The 18,438-nt window shown below is 45.4% G+C and carries 15 protein-coding genes; 4 read left to right on the forward strand and 11 right to left on the reverse strand.

Annotated features, from left to right (window positions below; genetic code table 11):
• Positions 1-37: 37 nt before the first annotated feature.
• The 3 genes from SD450_RS04920 to SD450_RS04930 form a co-directional block, all read right to left on the reverse strand.
• Positions 38-2,407, reverse strand: coding sequence for a TonB-dependent receptor (locus SD450_RS04920; protein WP_318343520.1), 2,370 nt, complete (start codon positions 2,405-2,407; stop codon positions 38-40).
• Positions 2,408-2,609: 202 nt separating this feature from the next.
• The gene (locus tag SD450_RS04925; protein WP_318343521.1) at positions 2,610-2,879 is read right to left on the reverse strand and encodes a hypothetical protein; all 270 of its coding nucleotides are present in this window, start codon (positions 2,877-2,879) and stop codon (positions 2,610-2,612) included.
• A 132-nt stretch (positions 2,880-3,011) separates the two neighbouring features.
• Entirely contained in the window at positions 3,012-3,923 is a 912-nt protein-coding gene (locus tag SD450_RS04930) for an NAD(P)/FAD-dependent oxidoreductase (RefSeq protein ID WP_318343522.1), read from the reverse strand.
• 77 nt (positions 3,924-4,000) lie between these two features.
• Between SD450_RS04930 and SD450_RS04935 the strand changes: the two genes are divergently transcribed.
• From SD450_RS04935 to SD450_RS04950, 4 genes are all read left to right on the forward strand, one after another.
• Entirely contained in the window at positions 4,001-4,375 is a 375-nt protein-coding gene (locus tag SD450_RS04935) for a Fur family transcriptional regulator (RefSeq protein ID WP_318343523.1), read from the forward strand.
• Between the two features lie 259 nt (positions 4,376-4,634).
• Positions 4,635-8,738 carry a T9SS type B sorting domain-containing protein gene (locus tag SD450_RS04940; RefSeq protein ID WP_318343524.1) on the forward strand — a complete coding sequence of 1,368 codons (4,104 nt, stop codon included), beginning with the start codon at positions 4,635-4,637 and terminating at the stop codon, positions 8,736-8,738.
• Between the two features lie 7 nt (positions 8,739-8,745).
• Entirely contained in the window at positions 8,746-9,678 is a 933-nt protein-coding gene (locus tag SD450_RS04945; RefSeq protein ID WP_318343525.1) for a PorP/SprF family type IX secretion system membrane protein, read from the forward strand.
• 65 nt (positions 9,679-9,743) lie between these two features.
• Positions 9,744-10,325, forward strand: coding sequence for a precorrin-2 dehydrogenase/sirohydrochlorin ferrochelatase family protein (locus tag SD450_RS04950; RefSeq protein WP_318343526.1), 582 nt, complete (start codon positions 9,744-9,746; stop codon positions 10,323-10,325).
• Between the two features lie 34 nt (positions 10,326-10,359).
• Here SD450_RS04950 and SD450_RS04955 read toward each other — a convergent pair whose 3' ends face one another.
• The 8 genes from SD450_RS04955 to SD450_RS04990 form a co-directional block, all read right to left on the reverse strand.
• A complete protein-coding gene (locus tag SD450_RS04955; RefSeq protein ID WP_318343527.1) occupies positions 10,360-11,112 on the reverse strand; it encodes a LytR/AlgR family response regulator transcription factor in 753 nt (250 codons plus the stop codon).
• A gap of 9 nt (positions 11,113-11,121) precedes the next feature.
• A complete protein-coding gene (locus SD450_RS04960) occupies positions 11,122-13,020 on the reverse strand; it encodes a sensor histidine kinase (protein ID WP_318343528.1) in 1,899 nt (632 codons plus the stop codon).
• Between the two features lie 446 nt (positions 13,021-13,466).
• Positions 13,467-13,817 carry a hypothetical protein gene (locus SD450_RS04965; protein WP_318343529.1) on the reverse strand — a complete coding sequence of 117 codons (351 nt, stop codon included), beginning with the start codon at positions 13,815-13,817 and terminating at the stop codon, positions 13,467-13,469.
• A 63-nt stretch (positions 13,818-13,880) separates the two neighbouring features.
• Positions 13,881-14,555: a hypothetical protein gene (locus tag SD450_RS04970; RefSeq protein WP_318343530.1), complete on the reverse strand. Its 675-nt coding sequence runs from the start codon at positions 14,553-14,555 to the stop codon at positions 13,881-13,883.
• A 305-nt stretch (positions 14,556-14,860) separates the two neighbouring features.
• Positions 14,861-15,241, reverse strand: a complete 381-nt coding sequence (locus SD450_RS04975) for a hypothetical protein (protein WP_318343531.1) — start codon at positions 15,239-15,241, stop codon at positions 14,861-14,863.
• Positions 15,242-15,435: 194 nt separating this feature from the next.
• Positions 15,436-16,443, reverse strand: coding sequence for a dienelactone hydrolase family protein (locus SD450_RS04980; protein ID WP_318343532.1), 1,008 nt, complete (start codon positions 16,441-16,443; stop codon positions 15,436-15,438).
• Positions 16,444-16,455: 12 nt separating this feature from the next.
• Positions 16,456-17,406, reverse strand: a complete 951-nt coding sequence (locus SD450_RS04985) for a PorP/SprF family type IX secretion system membrane protein (protein WP_318343533.1) — start codon at positions 17,404-17,406, stop codon at positions 16,456-16,458.
• Positions 17,407-17,420: 14 nt separating this feature from the next.
• Positions 17,421-18,438, reverse strand: a 1,018-nt coding sequence (locus SD450_RS04990) for a T9SS type B sorting domain-containing protein (protein ID WP_318343534.1), incomplete at its 5' end; no start/stop codon positions are given.

Raw genomic sequence — 18,438 nt, forward strand, 5'->3', positions numbered from 1 at the left:
CTTTTGTTTTTGGTGTTATACTTCATTTGATTTAATTCTAAAATGGGAAGGTCATTGAAATGGATAGGTTCCTGCCAGGTTCGGGAACATCAATGAGCCTATAAAAACTGGTATGGTCGTAATATTCAGTGTTGAACACATTGTTCAGTTTGATGCGCAATTCCGCTGGTTTCCCTTCTCCAAAAAGAGGAATCCCCGCAGTTGCCGAAATGTTCAGTGCTTGATAACCCTCCGTTTTTTCCTCGGGCGGGACGATGTCGTTTTGGGCTGCCGTGATCCTAAGATCGGCCATGAACTGTGGTGATCTGAAAAAGAGGATGTCCTTTAACCGATAGCTCGCAGAGATCAATCCGGATAATGGAGGGGCAAAAGGGAGCGTAAAATCCTTTTTTGGGCCGCTCGTCTGTCGGGAGAGGACGTATTCCACGGAGGCATCCAAGCGAAGGGCATCGGTCACATTGTTGCCGACCCATGCCTCACCCCCGTACCTGATTACCTTGCTCTGTGTGTATTCATAGATCTGAAGGGTCTCATAATAGTTGGGGGTCGGGTTCAGGTAGATGAAATTTTCAAAAAAGTTGATAAAGGGACTCACACCCAGATTGAACTTTTCTCTGGAGTGGGTCACATCCAAATCCAGTTGGTAGGACTGTTCCGGGTCAAGGTCAATGTTCCCCCGTTCGTACCGGTACATATGATAGTTCACCCCGTCCGAAGCCAGTTCGTTGGCCAAGGGCATCCTAAAACTTTTGCCCAGATTGATTTTATAGGTGGTGTTCTTGTTGAGGTAGCTCAGGCCGATGGAACCACTGAAATTGCCAAATTCCAGACTTCTGTCCTGCGCTCGTTGCATGAATACATACGAAGTGGTTCCGTTGGGATTTTCAATGGGAGTCTGGAACCAATCAAAATGCGATCGGGCATCCACAAGACCCACATCGTACCGAAGACCCCCTTGCAAATGTAGGTTTTCATGTATCCTGAAATGGTCAAACACGAAAGCTCCCACTGTAAACCGATCATATGTAGGGATCAAAAACCCCCATCCGCCAATGTTGTTGTTCTGGAATTCTGTATTTACCCCGAAGATCAGGTCATGTTCGGCATTCGGACGATAGGTGTCCTGTACGTTCAGGGAATAGGTGTTTTTGGTAAAGATTCTTTCCCTGCTGTTGGGCGGAGTGGGCATATACCCGTGGGGCACAGGTTCCGAAAGTTCCTCTCTTTGATTGTTTTGGTAGCCCACATCCACTTGGAAAGTGTGTTCACCTCTATAAATTGTGGTGTTGTTGGTGATCTTCAAATGGTTCACTTGGTGAAAGGGCAGGTCCACATCCCTGCTGGAACTGTCGTAATCGATGGATGAATTTCGCACCTCCAGCCCATGGGCATTGGCAAAAAAACCGTTCTTGGCATTCACATTGCTGAAAAAGGTCTCGGACTTGATATGATCGGACACAAAACCGATGCTGAAACTGGCATTGGCCTCTCTTCCTGCTGTATTTCTCAAATGGTTTTCATGCAGTTCAAAAATGTAGTTCTCATAGTTGATTCTGTCTGTGGGCACTTTGTAATCGCCATAGTCGCGGTAGGTCAATCTGCCCCTGTAGAACCACTGATCTTTTCTTCCCTGTACACCTGTTGAAATACCAAAAAGGTCATTGTTGGTCTCTCCCAACAGGGTTACCTCCCCTCCGAACGAATTTGGAGCAGGGATTTTTTGGGGCTGTATGTCCACGACCCCCGCAATGGCATCGGAACCGTAAAGCAAAGAAGCAGGCCCTTTGATGATCTGGATATCCTCGATTCCGTATTGGTCTATTTCCAGGCCATGGTCGTTGCCCCATTGCTGCGCCTCGTGCTTGATGCCGTTCTGTACCACGCTCACCCTGTTGAAACCCAATCCGCGGATCACTGGCTTGGACTGTCCTGAGCCGATGGTGATGGTGCTCACCCCCGGGATTTTTCGCAAGGTCTGCATAAGGCTGTTTTCCCTGTTGTTCTCCAAAAATTCTTTGGAAACCCCCACGGTTATGGTGGAGAGTTCCTGTGCCTTGCGTTGCTCGGTCTTGCCCATCAGCTCCACACCATCAAGATTGGTCACGGCCTCTTGGAGTTGGACCACCACATTCTCTAGGTCGCCATTTACATCTATGGTTAGCTGTTCCGTAGCATAGCCTATATGGGTGATTTCAAAATGGTGACTGCCCTTAGGGATTTTGCCTATGACGAACGCTCCATTGTCGGAGGAAACGGCATATAGGTTTTTGCCAATAATATTGGCACCAACGATGGGCTTTTGGGTATTTGCATCCACAATCACCCCTCTCAAGGTGTGGGTCTCTTGTGCGGATGCATGTGTGCACAGACTGATGAACAGCCATGCCACGAGCATGTTTTTGAACATTTTGGGAAACTAAAAATTCTTGCAATTGCCTCGGGAAGAGGCTTTAACACTGGCGGTTTTCCCTAAGACTTTGTTGTGGATAAAGCTGTAAATCAGCAGATTTGCCTACTTTCTTACAAACCTATTGTATGCAAGGAAAGCAGCACAATTCCAATCAGGGAGTGGAACTGTTCAAACGGTGAACAAAGAAAAAAGGGAGAGGTTAGGCAGAAGGGGGAGGCCTTGAAAAAAGAAGGCTGGGGTCAGTGTTGCAAGAAATTTGAAAATCGTACCCAGCTTCTACTTTATGATGAAGGACAAATTCGACATTTGGTGACAACGGTTCCCCGGGGTCACTAAGAACGGCTGGAGTATGGTTGTCCGCGGCAATGTTGTGGCAGATGGCACAATGGTCCACATAATCGGTATCGTCATCGTGGGTAAGCACGTGAAGTCCAATAAGTTTCGTTGCCAGAAAAAGGGCAAGAAACATAAAGGAGATGCTATTTTTGAGACGATTTGCCTTCATATGGTCACAAACATATTAAAAAAACGCCGTTTTCTACCCGAAACCAACCCACATGTATTGAACTTTTGTGAAATCCTGAATTTTAGAAGTTGGATTTTAAACGAAAGTGGCCTCGGTCAGCTCCTTGTTTACCACAGCTCCGGTAAAATTGCCAGAATGGACCGCATTGGCCACAGACCGCATGGGGTTGGAATTGTCGCCACAGGCATAAACACCTTCCACGGTGGTTCGCTGGAACATATCCGTTTTGATGTATCCTTGTTCATTGAGTTCACAACCGAGGTACACCGGGATTTGGGAATGCTGTTCAAAGGGAATGGCCGCGTATAGAGCATCCAGGTCCAGTTTTTCACCATTTTGGAAGACCACCTTTTGCATTTGGCCATTTTGATGCTCGATTTCAACAATCTCCCTTTCATCAACAGAGATGTTGTGCTTTTTCAACGTACGGGATTGTTCCGGGGAAAAAGAAGTAGGGCCAGACGTCAGGATGGTCAGGTCATTGGTGAGATTGTTCACCAGCGACGCCAAATGAAATGCCCGATCTGCTTGCGCAAAGATTCCGGTTTTCTTGCCTTTGAACTCATATCCATGGCAATAGGGGCAATGTATGACGGTTTTGCCCCAACAATCGGAAAACCCCTTGATGTTGGGCATGATATCCTTGATGCCAGAGGCAAAAATCAATTTTTTACCCAAAAAAGAGTCCCCCGAGTGGGTTTTGACCTCAAATTGGTTGCCCTTTTTTATTCCTTCGGAAGCAAAACCATCAAAAAAGTGCACAGATGCATAGTGTTCCACCTGGTGTTTTGCCAATGATGAGATTTCCTTGGGCGTACGCCCATCCTGGGTCAAAAAATTATGGGAATGGGGTGTTTTTTGATTGCAGGGGTTGCCACTGTCAATGACCAAGGTCTGCTTCAACGATCGTCCCAAGGACATGGCAGCCGATAGGCCTGCATAACTCCCGCCGATAATGATCACATCAAAAATCTTGTCTTTTTCCATAAGGGGTTTTATTTTGGGATGGAGTTGCCAAAATTAGAAATAATTTTTATTATTGCAACAATGTCGCATTAATATTTATGAAACGAAGAAAAACACCTGCCAAAGAAGCCGTACTAAATCTTCTGTCCCAACGACAGAAAGCCATGAGCCATGATGCCATTGAGCAAGAGATCGAGGTGGATGCCAACAGGGCCACGATTTATCGGGTACTGAACCAATTTTGTGAGGATGGGATTGTCCATAAGGTGGTGGCCGAGGATGGCAAGCAGTACTTTGCGGTATGTATGGACTGCAAGGGCAAAAAGATACCGAGCCACCATTTTCATTTCAGATGTACCACTTGCGATACCATTGAATGTTTGGGGGAATCTGTCCATTTTTCAATTCCAGAAGGGTACAGGGTAAAGGATGTAAACTGCCTGCTATCGGGCACATGTCCGGATTGCGCTTAGAGCGGATAAATTAAAGGGCTGAACATCAATTTTTTGGCCAAATTATTGGGCTATAACGCGTGTTTTATTGGGGTTTGTGTAGTGTCATGGATTTCATCAGTTATCCTACATTTCACAACAAATGATGGATGCAATACAACATAACTTCCCTTTTCTCCTTGGGAGTTGATATGTTTGAGTGGTCTTGCTTTGCAAGAGCAGCCTCATCGACCCAACTATGAACAGACCCCAACCTCGGAAAAAACCAAGCCATTTCCTATTGTCTTTTCTTCTCCTGTTCGTTTCCATACAGATGGGATATTCACAACAATGTGCGGTGAATGCCGGAGCGGACCAGATCATTACCCAAATGGCCCCTATCTTTTTGGATGCCGATACCCCCGTAGTGGGAACCGGCATGTGGACACAGCTATCCGGCCCATCATTGGTCACTTTTGATGATGTCACCAACTCACAGACAGAAGTGTTGGGAACCATCCCAGGGACCTATTTTTTTGAATGGACCGTTTCGGATGTGAGTTGTGATACGGCTTCGGATGCGGTAGGGATTTCCATTGTGGGAGTGGACCTGGAAGTGGTTTTGTCAGTCAGTGATACCATGCCCGATATTGGTGATGTGGTCACGTTTACCATCAACCTTAGCAATTTGGGGGATTTGGATGCCACAGGAGTTTCCCTTGAAAACTTGGTCCCGGAAGGATATGGGACCGTTAGTGGGATTAACGAAAGTGGCTCGTTCAATTTTTTGACGCGAAATGTGACCTGGTCCGGACTGAATGTCCCCATGGGCAGTAACACGGTTGTTTTGACCTTCAATGCCACGGTGTTGTCGCCAACAGGGACTTCAGGGGAATATACCCATATCGCCGAGGTGGTTTCAAGCGACCAATTTGATCTGGACAGTTCACCCAACAACGACGATGGGGACCAGAGCGAAGACGACGAAGCTGCATTGACCGTGGCTCCGCTACAGGCCGACCTTTCCCTGACCAAGTCGGTTGTGGGAAACAACCTCACACCCAATGTGGGCGAACAGATCAGTTTTGAAGTGTCCGTTGCCAATAATGGACCGCACGTTGCCACCAATGTGGGTGTGGAAGATAGTTTGCCATCCGGATTCAGTTTTGTTTCCTATGCCGCAACATCGGGCTCGTACAATGCGTCAACCGGCCTGTGGCAAGTGGGAGCAATCGCCAATGGAGGTACGGAGACCTTGATTATCACCGTTCGGGTGAACCCTTCGGGAGATTATACCAATACTGCAGAGGTCATTGCCTCGGATGCTTTTGATATGGATTCGACGCCAGGAAACAATAACGATACCGAGGACGACCAAGATGAGGTCGAAGTGATCCCGGTGGAGGTCATTGATCTGTCCTTGACCAAAGAAATCAACAAATCGCCACCTTTGGTGAGTGATAATGTCATGTTTACCCTTACAGTGAGCAATGCAGGGCCCAGTGCGGCCACTTCGGTTGAGGTGACCGACCTGCTGCCATCCGGATATACCTATGTCTCCGATAATGGGGGTGGGGCCTACAACGATGCCAATGGAATTTGGAATGTGGGCACATTGGCCAGTGGGGTTTCGGAAAGTTTGAACATTCTGGCCACGGTAAACCCATCTGGGGATTATACCAATATTGCCGAAATCACAGGGCATGACCAAATCGATTTGGACTCGACCCCCAACAATGGGATTCCAGGCGAGGATGACCAAGATGAAGTTACGATCATACCTATTCCTGTTGTGGATGTTGCCTTGACCAAAACGGTCGATAATCTTATTCCGGACGTTGGGGAGGAAATCGTTTTTACCATCACGGTACGGAACGATGGTCCCAGTGATGCCACTAATGTGGTGGTTACCGATCGTTTGGCCTCGGGCTACTCGTTCATCAACGCAGTGCCATCCATCGGAACGTATGAAGCGACAAGCGGCTCATGGTCGATGGGAAATTTGGACAATGGTGTTGTGGAAACTTTGGATATCACTGTGGAAGTGCTCCCTTCGGGAAGCTATATCAACACGGCCGAAGTGATACAGGTGACAGAGGGCGATGTGGATTCGACCCCAGGCAACAACAACAGTGCGGAGGACGACCAGCAGACCGTGGAACCGATTCCTTTACCCGTATCCGACCTTCTTTTGCGCAAATCCGTCAATGTGTTGAGTCCCTATGTAGGCCAAGAGGTCATATTCAATATCAGTGTGACCAATTTGGGTCCCAGTGATGTGACCGGGGTCGAAATCATGGATATATTGCCTACGGGATATACCTACGTCTCCAATAGCAGGACTGCAGGGGTATATGATCCCATTTCAGGCATTTGGGTATTGAATGGCATTCTGGCGGGCCAGAATACGGAAACCTTGAACATTGTGGCGACGGTCAATGCTATCGGGGAACATTTCAATGTGGCCGAAGTGATTGCTTCCGACAATTATGACCCCAATTCAACACCGAACAACAACAATGTCTTTGAGAACGATCTGGACAGTGCGGGCACAACCCCCATCCCAGCGGCCGATCTGATGGTGGAATTGTTGGTGGACAAGGGGTTCCCGGATGTGGGTTCCCAGGTCACCTTCACCATCAAGTTGACCAATGAAGGCCCCAGTGAGGCCCTTGGGGTCATTGTGGAGGCCCTTTTGCCCTCCGGTTATAGCTATGTGTCCGATGGTGCCAATGGAATGTACAATCCTTTCAACGGTCTGTGGAACATCGGGAACATTGAAGCGGACACCAGCATGGAATTTCAGATGGTTGCCGAAGTGAACCCAACGGGCGACTATAATTTTAAAACGGAAGTGGTCACCTCCAGGTTCCATGATCCGGATTCCACTCCGGGGAATCATGTGCCATCAGAGGACGATCAGGCGGAACTTGCCACCGTGCCGAGACATGTGACGGATATTTCCATTTCAAAGACGGTGGACGATATGAACCCGGATGTGGGGGATACCATTGTGTTCACCGTTCAAGCAAGCAATGCAGGACCCAATGATGCCACCGGTTTGGTGATAGAGGACAAATTAGCAACAGGATATCGGTTTATTTCGGCCCAAACAACTGCCGGGATCTATGATGAGGCATCCGGTTCGTGGGACTTACCCGACCTGTCCAGTGGAAGTACGCAGACATTGCAGATCACGGTATCGGTGCTTCCCGAAGGGAATTACAGGAACACGGCCGAACTTATTGCCTTGGACACCTATGACCCAGACTCCACGCCGAACAACAATTTGGGGTCTGAGGACGATCAAGATACCGTATTGCCGGTTCCTGGTGCCTTGGCCGACCTTTCCTTGAACATGACCGTGGACAATCCTACGCCCAATGTGGGGGATGTGGTGCGGTTTGTGATCAGTGTCATCAATAGTGGACCTTCGGATGCCCTTGGGGTCGAGGTCACCAACCTGCTACCCAATGGTTACACCTACCAGTCCCATAGTTCCACGGCGGGGGTTTATACTGCAGGAACGGGTGTTTGGACGGTGAACAGGACCATTTTTGACCAGAACACCGAAAGTTTGGAACTCCTTGCCCGAGTGAATGCCCCGACGGCCTTGGCTGACGAATATCTGAACATCGCCTATATATCGGCCAGTCTGTTGGCCGACCCGGACAGCAATCCCCTTCAGGACATTGACGAAGATGATCTTTCGGACGGTCTGGAAGATGATGATGAGGCCAGTGCCTTTGTGGTGCCACAGACCACGGACATTTCCATTTCAAAAGAAGTGGACAATCCGTTTCCGAACATGGGGGATGAGGTCGTGTTTACCATCACCATCACCAATTTGGGTCCCGGTTTGGCATCCCACATCGGTATTGAGGAACAATTGCCCTCGGGATATAGGTTTGTAAGTGCGGAAACCTCATTGGGGACTTTTGAGACATCATCAGGATTTTGGGAAATTGAAACGCTCCAGGTATTGGAATCGGCCACTTTGGAATTGACCGTTGAGGTGTTGGACACCAATGATCATGTGAACCGGGCACTATTGTCCTATGTGGACCAATTCGACAGTGATGGTTCCAACGATAGTGCAGAAGCTTTTGTGACACCGAGCTGTTTGGTGGTGTACAATGAATTTTCCCCCAATGGGGACGGGGTGAACGATTTTTTCACGATCGATTGTATCTCCCAATACCCCAACAATGTGCTCCAAGTGTACAACCGATGGGGAAATATTGTGTTTGAGACGCGGTCCTACAAAAATGATTGGGATGGAACCCCCAACGGGCGCGCCATTATCCAAAAAGAAGACCAACTGCCCGTGGGCACGTATTATTACCTCCTCGATTTGGGGGATGGGTCGCAACCACGAACCGATTGGCTTTACATAAACAGATAGGATGGGAATGGGAAGGAAAAAAAATAGGATAACAGTATTGAGGTGTCTGTGCAGTATGGGACTTTTGGGAACCATCTTCGTTTCGGCCCAACAAGATCCACAGTTCACGCAATACATGTACAATACGATGAGCATTAACCCCGCTTATGCTGGTTCGCAGGGACATCTTACGGCACTTTTGATGCACCGTTCCCAATGGGTGGGCATCAATGGGGCTCCCAACACACAGGTCCTGGCGATGGACACTCCCTTGGAGAACAAGATCGGGGTGGGGGGTGTGCTGGCCCACGACGCTTTGGGCCCTTCTTCAGAAATATTTGTGGACGGGAACGTGTCCTATACCATACAGTTGGACAGCACCAACAGACAATTGTCCTTTGGGTTGAAGTTGGGAGGTAGAATCTTTGATGTTGATTTTTCCAAAGGACTCACGGATAATCCAGATATGGCCTTTCAAGACAATCTGAAGAGTAAATTCTTCCCTACAATAGGCGCTGGATTTTATTATCATACCAAAAAAGGGTATCTGGGCTTTGCCGTACCCAATTTCTTTTCTCAAAAGCATTACGATGGGGAAGAGCAGGAAATTGCGGCCGAACGCCTTCACTATTATTGGATCGGGGGGACTTTTATGGACATTACTCCAGATGTGGTGCTCAAACCTGCCTTTTTTATCAAATGGGTGCCCGGTGCGCCCATGATTGCCGACATATCGGCCACTACCTTGATCAAGGAGACCTTCACCGTGGGACTAGCCTACAGGTGGGACGATTCGTTTTCTACCTTGTTGGGAATGCAGATCAATCCCAACCTAAGCGCAGGCTATGCCTATGACCTCACATCTTCCAATTTGGCAGGTTATACCGGGGGCTCACATGAAATATTTCTTCGGTACGAGTTCAAATCGCCCCAAAAGCAACTCCAACGGCCTACATTTTAGGGTCGACCCCATCCAGAATAGTCATTATCTTTAGGGTGTCAATACAGAAAGATTGAAAAGGTATTATGGAAAGAAATGAACTGTACCCAATTTTCTTGAAGGTTTCCCAATTGAACGTGCTTATTGTGGGCGGGGGAAACGTAGGTCTGGAAAAACTGACCTTTTTGCTCAAGTCCAGCCCCAATGCCCAAGTGCAGATGGTGGCACTGGATTTTTTGCCCGAAACTGTGGAATTGGCCCAAAAGCACCATGTGGAAATGGTCCAAGAGGCCTACGACAAGAAATTTTTGGAAGGAAAGCACATGGTCATCGCCTGCACCGACAAACCTGGGGTGAATGAACAGGTATATCACGATTGTAGGGAAAGGAGTATTTTGGTGAATGTGGCGGACAACCCGCCTTTCTGTGATTTTTACATGGGTGGGATCGTGACCAAGGGCAATGTTAAGGTGGCCATATCCACCAATGGCAAGTCGCCCACAACAGCCAAAAGACTCCGTCAGTTTTTTGAGGATGTCCTTCCCGAGGATATCGATGATCTGGTGAAGAACCTCAACGAATACAGAAAGACCCTAAAGGGCAGTTTTGAAGAAAAAGTGGAGGCCCTTAATGAGTTCACCAAGGGATTGATTGATAAAAAAGAATGAACACGCCAGAAAGCCTGCCCAATTTTTCCCGTTCCTATAAGCGTTTCATCGCCTCGATGAGTTCATCTTTCCTTCTGGACGATATGTTGACCTGCATGTCATTGCTCATGATGAGATAACCGCCATCTGCCTTCATATATTTTTTCACCTCTCTCAGATTGATTACATAACTGTTATGGACACGCATGAATTGGTGTTCCGCTAGCAGGTTTTCATATTCCTTCAAATGTTTGCTTACCATGTGGGTGCTACCGTCCTTTAGGGTAAAACAGGTATAGGAACCATCCGCTTTGCAGGTAACGATGTCATCTATGGCTATGAATTCCATGCCCAAGGTCGTTGCCAGGCAAATTTTTTCCGGTCTTATATCGCCTCTGGAGATATTCTGCATCAAAGTGTCCAATTGTTCCCTATAAACGTTGGTGTCCCGGCGGGTCCGTGCTTTTTTCACGGCATCTTGTAGTTCATCAAGGTCTATCGGTTTGAGAAGATAGTCCAAGGAACTGAATTTTATGGCCTTGATGGCGTATTTTTCAAAGGCCGTTGTGAATATGACCTCAAAATCGGGATCTTTGATTTGGTTGAGCACATCAAAGCCGACCCCCGATTGTAATTCGATGTCGAGAAAAACGACATCAGGGCTATAGAGGGACAGTACTTTGACACCTTCTTGCACCGAGCCGGCCATGGCGATTACCTTGACATCTTTACAAAATTCTTCGAGCATGGATTTTAACGTTTCCCTGCTGTGTTTTTCATCTTCGATTATTACTGCTTTTAGGACCATTGGATTGTCTTAGGGGTTATGGATTCGTATTATGATTTTGGTTCCGGTTGGATTTCCCTTTGAATCATATTTATCAATTATTTCTATGGTGTTTTTTTTCCCGGGATGTGTTTCCAGCATGTTCAATCTTTTTTCGGTGATTTCAATACCGCGGGATTTCATTAACGGGTTTTTGGTGTTATGTTTCACCATAAAGCCATGTCTTCCCACCCCATTGTCCTCTATTTCAAAAACATAGGAGTCTATCTTTTTCCTGAACCGGAGGAAGAGCATTTTTTCACCATCTTTTTTGCCCACAAGCCCATGGATAATCGCGTTTTCCACAAAGGGCTGGAGCAACATCAAGGGAATCTCTACGTTGTCTGGGTCAAGGTCCCGATCGATTTCCAAAACATATTTAAAATCGTTATCAAATCTTAAGGACTCAAGTTCCAAGTATGAACTTAACATTTCTATCTCTTCGTTTAACGTCACAATGGCTTCATGTGAACTTTCGAGCACATTTCGGGCAATTTTTCCAAATTTTGAAAGGTAGTTCAGGGCAGAAACCTTTTGGTCGTTGAGTATTAGGTGTTGTATGGAGTTCAGGGAATTAAAAATAAAATGTGGGTTCATCTGTGCTCGGAGTGTGCTTATTTCCTTTAATGAGACTTCTTGTTGGAGCGCCAACCTTGCCTCATATTGTTCTTTGATCTTGTAGGCAAGTCCCAAGGAAAAGATTATGATTTCAAGTGTTGACCCGATGATCATGTACTGTTTGGTAAGTGTGAACATGTACATCAATGCACCGGACATATAAATGAAAGAACCCGCGACCAGGAAAATGGCCAGTTTGTCCTTTGCCTTGAACAATAGATAGCTCATGGAAGATATCCCAAAAAGTGTCATCACTCCCCTTTGTACATTTAAGATCCAGTTGCTTATGAAGTAATTGGAGGTATATTGGGTATATATCAGTGACAGTATCAGTAGCACCAATACCACAATTATAACTAGTATCGCAACGTGGAGTTTTGGGTATTTCTTTTTGGTGTTTAGGAAATACATGGCAAACAGCACATAAAAAAGATTAATTAGAATCTGCGAAACAAGAATGGTCCCGTACCCCAATAATGAACCGTAATAGGCTCGGTATCCTGGAGCAAATACCCGTACAAGAAAAAGAGCTGAAAAAAGTATGTAAAGTGCATAAAATAAAAACTCAGCTTTTTTAGTTCGCGAAAAGATAATGAAAAAGCTCAAGAAGAAAATTAGGCAGGCACCTAAATATATATGGTCTATTATGATAGGGTACAAGTCCTCGTTTGTATAATAATCTGTGTAGAACCGATTACCTTCCTCGGAAAGGTATCTAAAGCTTGGAACTGAATGAAAGCCCTCGAAGACCCTTACCTTTAGATAGAGGTATCTTTGATCAATCAGTTCCTGTTTTTTAAAGCTGACCCCCTCTGGATAGATAATGGAGGTTCTTTCGTCACGCTTGTCGAATTGTCCAAAAGGTTTATGGGCTATACGTCCTTTCTTTATATAAAAAAGAGTTGCGTAGCTAAAGTTGGGGGTGCGCAATCGCCAGGAACTATGTTTTTCCAAAGTGTCCAGTTCATTCAAAAAATCCAGCCTTATCCAATATATAGCGTTTAGGTCAGAGAACCTCCAGGATTCATCAGAAGTGAACGTATACTCAGAATCCAAAATTTTACGGAGGTCCAAATTGGGATTGTACACCTTTAGAATGGAATAGGGAACTTCCGTGGTCTTTCTGTCCATTTGAGGGTTCTGGGCGTTCAATTCTATCATTGGGGCCAAGGAAAGCATTAGCCAAAACGCCAAAAATGAAAAAGCACTTACTTTTCTTATAACATAGCAGCGTACTTTTTTTGGGGATATGACTATTGCTTCGTTGAACATGAACAATAAATTTCTTACATTATTTTTCCTATAAAATTTGAAAGAATATTTTTATTAGATATATTTGTTTGTCGGGGTAACATATGCTCTTTGGTGAATAAGATTCTCCAAGAAAAAATGAACCGATAGAAGAGTCCATATAGTTATTTGGTTAGGTCAAAGGTATATTGCCAATCAATCATGAAAATTCCTTAGCTATCCTTGCAGGGGATGGGTCAAAACTTTTTTTTCGCTTATATAAGCACTTAAATTTTATAACCCTTTATTTCCTGAAATAAAGCCAACTTCCTTGAGGTTAATTTACAATTTTTTTTGGGGGAATTATCTAAATATGTTTGGCCTAGAATATTTTTTGAGAAAATTGGGCCATGAGTGGGGGATTGTCATAAAAAAAGAAATCTATGTCTAGGATTTGTCCAAAGAGAATCATCATTTTAGGCATAAAATTAACTCACCACTTTCTTTCCGTTCACTAACTGTGTGCAGCATAACCCCATACTAGCTCTCAGCTTTCCAGGAATTACTAATGGTGAGTATTCTATCAATATCTTTGATCCAGGCTTCAATTTAGGATCAGCTATGTTAAAACTATCGGACTGCACGATCTTCAGAGCCAGAACTGAAGAAATGGGCCTAATGTCCGTGTGCAGCCCAATCCCTTTTTCTTCTTTTTCTGCGGTAAATCTAATTTGGTTCAATGAATAATCTGGATGCCATTTGACGTAGATGGGGTTTGGGTTTACGGATGGCCCTTTTGGGTTTACGGATGATGTTTCAAGTCGAAAAAACCAAAACATAAAGTGGGATTTTCATAGGGATAAATCCCACTTTACTAACATGAACACTAAGGGGTCAATTTTTTATCCGGTGGAACAAAGCTCATGATCTGGCCTGGCCACGGGGGTAAAGATTTTTTTCGCTGTCCTCTGCCTAGGTGGTCTGGCTTTGGCAATAAAATGACCTTTAAAATCAATGGCCGCGATGTTGCTGAAATACCCCAACATATCCTCATAATCATGGATGTTTATCCCTGCCTTGGTCAAATTCTTATGGATAGGGGAGACACTTGGCTTTGCACCCCAGTCCCCATTTATCCTTTTGTCATTGGATTTTATGATCAGGATCTTGAGTTTACTCAAATGCCAAGCTGGAACATAGAAGTTTGAAACGCCGTCCTTAAGCGATTTGAAAGTGACATATATCTTACCGACATTTTTGTAAACGCTGGCACGGTATCCCATGGATGCGTTGTTGAGAGGTAGTTTAAGACAATTGTTCTCCGACTCCAGATAGAACAAAATGGGATTGTTGCAAAGCACTTCCTCGGTGAGCTGGGGAACTTCTAAGGTGAAGGACCAGCCGGGCAGTTGTTCCCTGATATCAAAGGAAAATAGTTCCACGGTGTTGGAGCCCATGTTCTTTTCATGGTCCGTTTTGCCCTCCCTGGTGTGGGAGGATTTATTGAAAAGATAGAGCGGGTAGCCGATAATGATTGCGGCACAGATAAGGGTCCATATTATGGTCAAAGAGAGCATAGGTGACATGTTTGGATTAAAACTTGGGAACTTTAAATCATATCCTAAATAACAAATTAAAATCATGCCCGTACCTGCCTAATTGACGGATGTGGCTTCTCAATTGACGGATGAAAAATGAACGATTAAGTGTTGGCTTTCATCGACGAAAAACCGGGTTTTGACCTTGATTTTTCGGTTTTTCTCCAAAAAATCACAAAAACACTGCATCTTCGAAGGGGAATCTTGGGGCCAGATTCCCAAAAAAACGCGAAATGGATGTCCAAAGACCCCAAAGCACAACATAATGATCAAAAAAACCATGCTTATACCTCCTTCTCTGAATCAATGTTCTCCAGTTGCCCCAACACACCCATAACATCATAGTTTGCTATTTTCCGGGTACTATAGTTTCTTTTGATGTGGTTTATATAGGTGTGGATTTCCAGCGTATAATAATTCTCAAGTTCAAAAATGGGATCCTTGACAATTTCCATACTTTCGTCGGCTTTCATCTTCCCATATGATCTTGCATGGTACACTATCTTATGGCTGTTGTTCTCGGAATCCATCCATTCAATGGTGACCTCTATAAAATCATTCATTCTTTCCCTAAGCTTGTAGGTGGCTTGTTTTGGGATCTTTCCATATTCATACTCAGATTTGACAAGATCCAAAATCCATTTTTCAAGAAAATTTCCTTTCATGATCGATTACATTTATTTAGGTGTTCTGATTTGGGCCCGTTTCCGGGGTTTTTGGTTCAATTTATTTTGAGGATGATAATGGTTTCCTGTGGGCTCCCAAGTTTCTGTTGGGATGAGGTATGGTTCGCAGGAGGTGGATGTTCCAAGACAAGCTTGGACGTATTATATGTTCGGAATATATGTTCCGGATGATTCTACTCTTGTATGTGCAATTTATCTTTAAACCAGTTTAGGGTTCGCTCTCTTGCCAATACACTTTGGGCATTGTCATCAAAATCGAACCCGTGTTCAGCTCCTTCATAGAAGTGCAGCTCCACAGGGTCGCCCTTTTGTTCAAGGACATTGAACATGCACAAGGTATTTTCGGTAAGATCGTCCACTTCTGGAATTTGGTACAGGATGGGCACATAGGTTCTATATATGTTCCCTGTCATGGCATTAGGGCCGCATATGGCGGAGCCCCAATAATCGTAACCTCCCGAACCTCCATAGTAGAACACGCCTGTTGCAAATCCAACTTCTGGTCTTGGCTCCGGGGCCAAGACCCCTGAAGATTCATCATATTCCTTACCATTGAAAGTCTGTGTCCATTCCCAATCATTGGGAGTGGCATCTGTATCATATAAGGTGGAAGCCACCGCAGTGGCACCATCGGAAAATCCCAATAGACCGATATCGTTCGGGCGTACCACCGAACTTCCATTGGTATATCTAAGGTTTTTGAGCAAGGACAGGGCTACATTGGCATCACGCGGACGTACAAACTGCGAGCTTATCTTAAAATTGTCCGGCGCCGTGGTCCATTTTCCTGTCCTAGTGGAAACACCCCGACCGGAATAACTATCGACAAAGGCACCTACTATGCAATTTTCATCGAACAATTGACGCCATTCATTGAACTGCCCTGACATTGCTCCTTTGCTGGGATCATGGTTTGCCCACATGCCATCGGAACCATGCATCACCACTACCGCAGCATGATTTTTTTGTTCACAATCCTTCGGAATCGACAAATAGATGGGAATACGGTCGTTACCCACCATAACATGGACAATGGTATCCGATGTTGTCGATGAGACCACTGCTTCACCGGGTTCCAAAACCAAGGGTGGATGTATGCCATCTTCGCTACAGGAGGACAGTAGTAATAGAAATATCAGGGATAGGTTGATCAGGGGCAATGATTTGGGATTAGTTTTCATAGTTTCTCTTTTTTAATATGTGCATGTACAATTTGAAATACCTTGGAAAAGATCTACCCCCAAGGTGAACACATGGGTTCCTTTGGAATAGCCCAATATTTCGTTCATAATGACTTGATAGGAATATCCAAAATAAAAGTCACCCTTTTTAAGTCCTATAATGGGGGCCACATACAAAGGGGAACCCAATTGGTCGTTCAGGAACCTGTAGGTGAAACCAGCATAGTAATAGTCTTCAAAGTCATACCATTTGAACTTGGTGTTTACGTCTGTCACAGACCTGCCATCATTTTCAAAATATTGGAAGAAAACGGAAGGTTCTATTTCAAAATCGTCCCTTCTGTTCTTTCTGAAGCTATACCCGGAATAGAGATAATAGTTCCGTAACGTATTGGGCTCATGGATAGGGTTGAACTTCCGAAAATCCTTGTTCAGGATATTGGAAACATTCAGACTGACATAAAACCCACCTCTCCTGTATAAAGTGCCAAGGTCAAAATTGGGATTGCTGGAAGCCCTATCGTTTATGATCCCTTGATCACTTTCTGCTTCTGGGTCAAAGTTTTCAATATCAAGTCTAATTTGATTGAGATTAAAGGACAGCGCAAAGGAAAAGTAACTTTCTTCATACTTGTCAAAGGTCAAATGGTGGGCGAAGGAAACTTTACCTCCGCGCTGCTTGGTCTCCCCATTGGCATCATTGTACAGGACCATACCGATTCCGGACCTATTGCCCAGCCTGACGTCTGCGGATAGCGACTGGGTGTCAGGAGCATCCTTGACACCCACCCACTGTGTTAATCCGTTCATCCTGACCTTTACATAGTTCCCGATACCGGCATAGGTAGGGGACATCAGAAAAGGGTTGTCGGATAAATATTGGGACAACTGCGGAATAGTCAGTTCCTGTGCATTCATCAGACACACATTCATCAACATCATAAGAACAATAACTTTTTTCATGTATCATCTATTTTTTATCGGTACAGGGTGAAATGTCCAACAAACTCACGTCCAGAACCATCATTTAATTTTACAATGTACCAGTAGTCACCGGAGGGCAAGGGCTTGGATTCGTAGGAGCCGTTCCAAGCATCAGATTGTCCTAGAATCTGGATTTTTCTGCCATACCTATCAAAGATGTATGTCTGGATATTTGGGAAGGCCTCAGTATTCCTTGGTGCCCAAAAATCGTTTTGTCCATCATTGTTGTCCGGGGTAAAGAAGTCTGGTATGGAGATATCCACAAAGTTCATGGTGATACTTTCTGTGATTTCACAACCATTGGCATCGATTACCGTCACCATGAAAGTGCCATTACGGTTAATGGTATAGGTGTTGGAAGATGTTCCGTTCCCATTGTCAAAATAATAGGTATAAGGAGCGGACCCACCGGTCACATTTGCCGTTATCCCGTTCACAAAATTATTGGAAAGGGTAAGTCCTAAAGGCTCAATTCCATCAATGGAAAAAAGATATTCAGACAGACAACCATTGTTGTGAATGATAAACAGGCTATGGTCACCAGGACTTATATTATTGAAATTAGGACTCAATACAAAGTCGTTTGGATTCATAGAATCCAAGGCATACATCACATCATCGTTCATGGATGGGTCAAGCAAAGTAACCAGAATGCTGTTTGTTGGCTGATTGGCATCACATGAGTAAACAGGTTCCACGAAGGCTACTAAATCTCCTTCAGTGACGGTGACGGTGGCCGTCGCGTCGTTGGTGCATGGCGCGGTGGCGGTCACGGTATAGGTGTAGATGCCGGCCCCTGCGGGAGCGGGGCTCCATGTCCCTCCCGCGTCGGGTGTCCCCCCGAGCTGTGCGAAAAGGTCGGCGGCCGTTACGGCATCGCCCTCACAGAGGGTTAGGCTTCCATCGGTCCCCGCATCGGGCCTTTGCTGCTCGTTGACGGTGACGGTGGCCGTCGCGTCGTTGGTGCATGGCGCGGTGGCGGTCACGGTATAGGTGTAGATGCCGGCCCCT

Origin of the sequence: Flagellimonas baculiformis (assembly GCF_033441575.1) — a bacterium.
Classification (GTDB): Bacteria; Bacteroidota; Bacteroidia; order Flavobacteriales; family Flavobacteriaceae; genus Flagellimonas; species Flagellimonas baculiformis.

Coding starts and splice junctions, on each gene's coding strand:
- SD450_RS04980 (WP_318343532.1), bottom strand. CDS start 16,443: ATGAAAACTAATCCCAAATCATTGCCCCTGATCAACCTATCCCTGATA.
- SD450_RS04975 (WP_318343531.1), bottom strand. CDS start 15,241: ATGAAAGGAAATTTTCTTGAAAAATGGATTTTGGATCTTGTCAAATCT.
- SD450_RS04925 (WP_318343521.1), bottom strand. CDS start 2,879: ATGTTTCTTGCCCTTTTTCTGGCAACGAAACTTATTGGACTTCACGTG.
- SD450_RS04970 (WP_318343530.1), bottom strand. CDS start 14,555: ATGCTCTCTTTGACCATAATATGGACCCTTATCTGTGCCGCAATCATT.
- SD450_RS04935 (WP_318343523.1), top strand. CDS start 4,001: ATGAAACGAAGAAAAACACCTGCCAAAGAAGCCGTACTAAATCTTCTG.
- SD450_RS04965 (WP_318343529.1), bottom strand. CDS start 13,817: ATGTTTTGGTTTTTTCGACTTGAAACATCATCCGTAAACCCAAAAGGG.
- SD450_RS04930 (WP_318343522.1), bottom strand. CDS start 3,923: ATGGAAAAAGACAAGATTTTTGATGTGATCATTATCGGCGGGAGTTAT.
- SD450_RS04985 (WP_318343533.1), bottom strand. CDS start 17,406: ATGAAAAAAGTTATTGTTCTTATGATGTTGATGAATGTGTGTCTGATG.
- SD450_RS04960 (WP_318343528.1), bottom strand. CDS start 13,020: ATGTTCAACGAAGCAATAGTCATATCCCCAAAAAAAGTACGCTGCTAT.
- SD450_RS04950 (WP_318343526.1), top strand. CDS start 9,744: ATGGAAAGAAATGAACTGTACCCAATTTTCTTGAAGGTTTCCCAATTG.
- SD450_RS04920 (WP_318343520.1), bottom strand. CDS start 2,407: ATGTTCAAAAACATGCTCGTGGCATGGCTGTTCATCAGTCTGTGCACA.
- SD450_RS04945 (WP_318343525.1), top strand. CDS start 8,746: ATGGGAAGGAAAAAAAATAGGATAACAGTATTGAGGTGTCTGTGCAGT.
- SD450_RS04955 (WP_318343527.1), bottom strand. CDS start 11,112: ATGGTCCTAAAAGCAGTAATAATCGAAGATGAAAAACACAGCAGGGAA.